Raw genomic sequence first — 5,453 nt, 5'->3', positions numbered from 1 at the left:
TAAATTGTGTTCGGCGGTGTCCTACTTTTCCACCCGGGTTGGGTAGTATCATCGGCGCTGGCAGGCTTAGCTTCCGGGTTCGGGATGGGTCCGGGCGTTTCCCTGCCGCTATGTACCGCCGTAACTCTATTCACTTATGTGAAGTGCCCACGCGGGGGTGGGAATTCTTTTTCAGCCCCGTGGTTATTTGGTGGTGGGGTGCAGTGAATGACTGCTGTGAATGTGTGTGGTTGCGAGTTTGTGTGTAAGTTTTCGGCCGGTTAGTGCCAGTTCCCTGCACGCATTGCTGCGCTTCTAGGTCTGGTCTATTGATCCCGTGGTCTGCGGGGGGCCTTATCCCACTGAATGGGTGAGAAGCCTGGTCTTGGAGGGGGTTTCCCGCTTAGATGCTTTCAGCGGTTATCCTGTCCGAACGTGGCTATCCAGCGGTGCCCCTGGTGGGACAACTGGTGGACCAGAGGTTCGTCCGTCCCGGTCCTCTCGTACTAGGGACAGGTTTCCTCAAGCTTCTGACGCGCGCGGCGGATAGAGACCGAACTGTCTCACGACGTTCTAAACCCAGCTCGCGTGCCGCTTTAATGGGCGAACAGCCCAACCCTTGGGACCTGCTCCAGCCCCAGGATGCGACGAGCCGACATCGAGGTGCCAAACCATCCCGTCGATATGGACTCTTGGGGAAGATCAGCCTGTTATCCCCGGGGTACCTTTTATCCGTTGAGCGACACCCCTTCCACTCGGGGGTGCCGGATCACTAGTCCCGACTTTCGTCCCTGCTCGACATGTACGTCTCGCAGTCAAGCTCCCTTGTGCACTTACACTCAACACCTGATTGCCGTCCAGGTTGAGGGAACCTTTGGGCGCCTCCGTTACATTTTAGGAGGCAACCGCCCCAGTTAAACTACCCACCAGGCACTGTCCCTGAACCGGATAAACGGTCCGAGGTTAGAGGCCCAATACGATCAGAGTGGTATTTCAACAATGACTCCACCAAAACTGGCGTCTTGGCTTCACCGTCTCCCACCTATCCTACACAAACCGTATCGAGCACCAATACCAAGTTGTAGTGAAGGTCCCGGGGTCTTTTCGTCCTGCCGCGCGTAACGAGCATCTTTACTCGTAGTGCAATTTCGCCGAGTCTATGGTTGAGACAGTTGAGAAGTCGTTACGCCATTCGTGCAGGTCGGAACTTACCCGACAAGGAATTTCGCTACCTTAGGATGGTTATAGTTACCACCGCCGTTTACTGGGGCTTAAATTCTCCGCTTCACCCCCGAAAGGGTTAACGGGTCCTCTTAACCTTCCAGCACCGGGCAGGCGTCAGTCCGTATACATCGTCTTGCGACTTCGCACGGACCTGTGTTTTTAGTAAACAGTCGCTTCTCACTGGTTTGTGCCACCCCCTCCCGCTACCCACCGCGAAGGTGTTGACGGTATGGGGGTCCCCCTTCTCCCGAAGTTACGGGGGTATTTTGCCGAGTTCCTTAACCATAGTTCACTCGTACGCCTCGGTATTCTCTACCTGACCACCTGTGTTGGTTTGGGGTACGGGCCGTGTGTGAGCTCGCTAGAGGCTTTTCTCGGCAGCATAGGATCACCGAATTCACCTCACTCGGCTATGCATCACCTCTCAGGATATGCGTCAGGCGGATTTACCTACCCAACTCCCTACAGGCTTGCCCCAGTATTACCACTAACTGGTACGGCTACCTTCCTGCGTCACCCCATCGCTTGACTACTACCCATCCGGGTCCCGTGCAGCAGATGACCGTCGCACCCCGAAGGGATTGATCGACCACCGTTTGGACGGTTAGCAGAATGGATTCATCACGGGCGCGCACACACGGGTACGGGAATATCAACCCGTTGTCCATCGACTACGCCTGTCGGCCTCGCCTTAGGTCCCGACTCACCCTGGGCGGACTGGCCTGGCCCAGGAACCCTTGGTCTTTCGGCGGGCAAGGTTCTCACTTGCCTTATCGCTACTCATGCCTGCATTCTCACTCCCACACCCTCCACAACACGTTTCCACGGCTGCTTCACCGGATGCAGGACGCTCCCCTACCCAACGTATAAATACGTTGCCGCGGCTTCGGCGGTGTGCTTGAGCCCCGCTACATTATCGGCGCACAATCACTTGACCAGTGAGCTATTACGCACTCTTTCAAGGGTGGCTGCTTCTAAGCCAACCTCCTGGTTGTCTTCGCGACTGCACATCCTTTTCCACTTAGCACACGCTTAGGGGCCTTAGCCGGCGATCTGGGCTGTTTCCCTCTCGACGCACGGAGCTTATCCCCCGCCGTCTCACTGCCACGCAACACACTGCGGCATTCGGAGTTTGGCTGACGTCAGTAACCTAGTAGGGCCCATCGGCCATCCAGTAGCTCTACCTCCGCAGTGCTTAAACGCAACGCTGCACCTAAATGCATTTCGGGGAGAACCAGCTATCACGGAGTTTGATTGGCCTTTCACCCCTACCCACAACTCATCCCCTCAGTCTTCAACCTAAGTGGGTTCGGGCCTCCACAACATCTTACTGCTGCTTCACCCTGGCCATGGGTAGATCACTCCGCTTCGGGTCCAGAACACACCACTACACCACACACTACTGTGCGGATACGCCCTATTCAGACTCGCTTTCGCTGCGGCTACCCCACCCGGGTTAACCTCGCGACATGTCCCTGACTCGCAGGCTCATTCTTCAAAAGGCACGCCATCACCCCACAACAAAGAGGGCTCTGACGGATTGTAAGCGCACGGTTTCAGGTACTCTTTCACTCCCCTCCCGGGGTACTTTTCACCATTCCCTCACGGTACTAATCCGCTATCGGTCACTGAGAAGTATTCAGGCTTACCGGGTGGTCCCGGCAGATTCACAGCAGATTCCACGGGCCCGCTGCTACTCGGGGAACAGTTCCACGAAAGCCGCAATGTTTTCGGTTACGGGGCTCTCACCCACTCCGGCAGACCATCCCAGGCCACTTCACCTAACACCACGGTTTATCACTTTCGCCCATCACGGCGGTGATGAGAAGAAACGCCCCACAACACCACGCACACAACCCCCGCCGGGTATCACATGCACGCGGTTTAGCCATCCTCCGCTTTCGCTCGCCACTACTCACGGAATCACACTTGTTTTCTCTTCCTACGGGTACTGAGATGTTTCACTTCCCCGCGTTCCCCCCCAACGCCTATACATTCAGCGTTGGGTGACACGACATCACTCGTGCCGGGTTTCCCCATTCGGACATCCTCGGATCCACGCTCGGTTGACAACTCCCCGAGGCATATCGCAGCCTCCCACGTCCTTCATCGGCTCCCAGTGCCAAGGCATCCACCATGCGCCCTTAAACACTTACAACACAAAACCAAAAAATGAGTCACCCACACACACCCCACAAAAAAGGGCACATGCAGGCATCAGAAAAATTGCACATCAACACACACAAAACACCAACCCCCACAACGAGAGCCGACGCCCCATGCGTGCTAGATGCTCGCAACCACTATCCACAAATCAAACACCACACCCCACCACCAAAGCAGGGCGACAACCAAACCTCTTGATCCACAGACCAAGAACAACGGGCTTGTTGCCTCAAAGCCCAATAGTGTGTCTGATGATTTCCGCGTAACCCCTAAACCCGCAGGGCCACAACACGTTTGCTGTTGCACCAAGCCGGCGCCACTACAGCGACCAAGCTCCTCACGGCTCACACCCCCACAACGGGAATGTTTTTCGTGGTGCTCCTTAGAAAGGAGGTGATCCAGCCGCACCTTCCGGTACGGCTACCTTGTTACGACTTCGTCCCAATCGCCGATCCCACCTTCGACGGCTCCCTCCCACAAGGGGTTAGGCCACCGGCTTCGGGTGTTACCGACTTTCATGACGTGACGGGCGGTGTGTACAAGGCCCGGGAACGTATTCACCGCAGCGTTGCTGATCTGCGATTACTAGCGACTCCGACTTCACGGGGTCGAGTTGCAGACCCCGATCCGAACTGAGACCGGCTTTGAAAGGATTCGCTCCACCTCACGGCATCGCAGCCCTTTGTACCGGCCATTGTAGCATGTGTGAAGCCCTGGACATAAGGGGCATGATGACTTGACGTCATCCCCACCTTCCTCCGAGTTGACCCCGGCAGTCTCTCACGAGTCCCCGCCATAACGCGCTGGCAACATGAGACAAGGGTTGCGCTCGTTGCGGGACTTAACCCAACATCTCACGACACGAGCTGACGACAGCCATGCACCACCTGCACACAGGCCACAAGGGAACCGACATCTCTGCCGACGTCCTGTGCATGTCAAACCCAGGTAAGGTTCTTCGCGTTGCATCGAATTAATCCACATGCTCCGCCGCTTGTGCGGGCCCCCGTCAATTCCTTTGAGTTTTAGCCTTGCGGCCGTACTCCCCAGGCGGGGTACTTAATGCGTTAGCTACGGCACGGATCCCAAGGAAGGAAACCCACACCTAGTACCCACCGTTTACGGCGTGGACTACCAGGGTATCTAATCCTGTTCGCTCCCCACGCTTTCGCTCCTCAGCGTCAGTTACTGCCCAGAGACCCGCCTTCGCCACCGGTGTTCCTCCTGATATCTGCGCATTCCACCGCTACACCAGGAATTCCAGTCTCCCCTGCAGTACTCCAGTCTGCCCGTATCGCCCGCACGCCCACAGTTAAGCTGTGAGTTTTCACGGACAACGCGACAAACCACCTACGAGCTCTTTACGCCCAGTAATTCCGGACAACGCTCGCACCCTACGTATTACCGCGGCTGCTGGCACGTAGTTGGCCGGTGCTTCTTCTGCATCTACCGTCACTTGCGCTTCGTCGATGCTGAAAGAGGTTTACAACCCGAAGGCCGTCATCCCTCACGCGGCGTCGCTGCATCAGGCTTGCGCCCATTGTGCAATATTCCCCACTGCTGCCTCCCGTAGGAGTCTGGGCCGTATCTCAGTCCCAGTGTGGCCGGACACCCTCTCAGGCCGGCTACCCGTCGTCGCCTTGGTAGGCCATCACCCCACCAACAAGCTGATAGGCCGCGGGCCCATCCCACACCGCAAAAGCTTTCCACCACACGACATGCATCGCGTAGTCCTATCCGGTATTAGACCCAGTTTCCCAGGCTTATCCCAAAGTGCAGGGCAGATCACCCACGTGTTACTCACCCGTTCGCCACTCGAGCACCCCCGAAAGGGCCTTTCCGTTCGACTTGCATGTGTTAAGCACGCCGCCAGCGTTCGTCCTGAGCCAGGATCAAACTCTCCAAACAAAAACCCCCAGGCCAAAACCCAGGCAGAATTCACAATCAGAGAAAATCTGACCAAACAAGACACCAAAAACTGGCATCAAAAAACAACCACGCCCTAAACGGGAAAAAGAACGTGGCCAAAAAACAACAAACAAAAACCACCAAACACACTATTGAGTTCTCAAACAACACACCCG

At 56.3% G+C, this 5,453-nt stretch carries 3 rRNA genes; all 3 read right to left on the bottom strand.

The window, feature by feature from the left end:
• Nucleotides 1-8 precede the first annotated feature (8 nt).
• Nucleotides 9-123 (bottom strand): 5S ribosomal RNA (gene rrf, locus C1A30_RS00095).
• 117 nt (nt 124-240) lie between these two features.
• Nucleotides 241-3,361, bottom strand: a 23S ribosomal RNA gene (locus C1A30_RS00090).
• Nucleotides 3,362-3,755: 394 nt separating this feature from the next.
• Nucleotides 3,756-5,277, bottom strand: a 16S ribosomal RNA gene (locus C1A30_RS00080).
• Together the 16S, 23S and 5S rRNA genes form the textbook arrangement of a ribosomal RNA operon.
• Between the last annotated feature and the right edge of the window lie 176 nt (nt 5,278-5,453).

Origin of the sequence: Mycobacterium sp. 3519A (assembly GCF_900240945.1) — a bacterium.
Taxonomy (GTDB): domain Bacteria; phylum Actinomycetota; class Actinomycetes; order Mycobacteriales; family Mycobacteriaceae; genus Mycobacterium.
The sequence above is the reverse complement of the archived record's forward strand: the minus strand, read 5'-3'. Positions and strand labels throughout refer to the sequence as shown.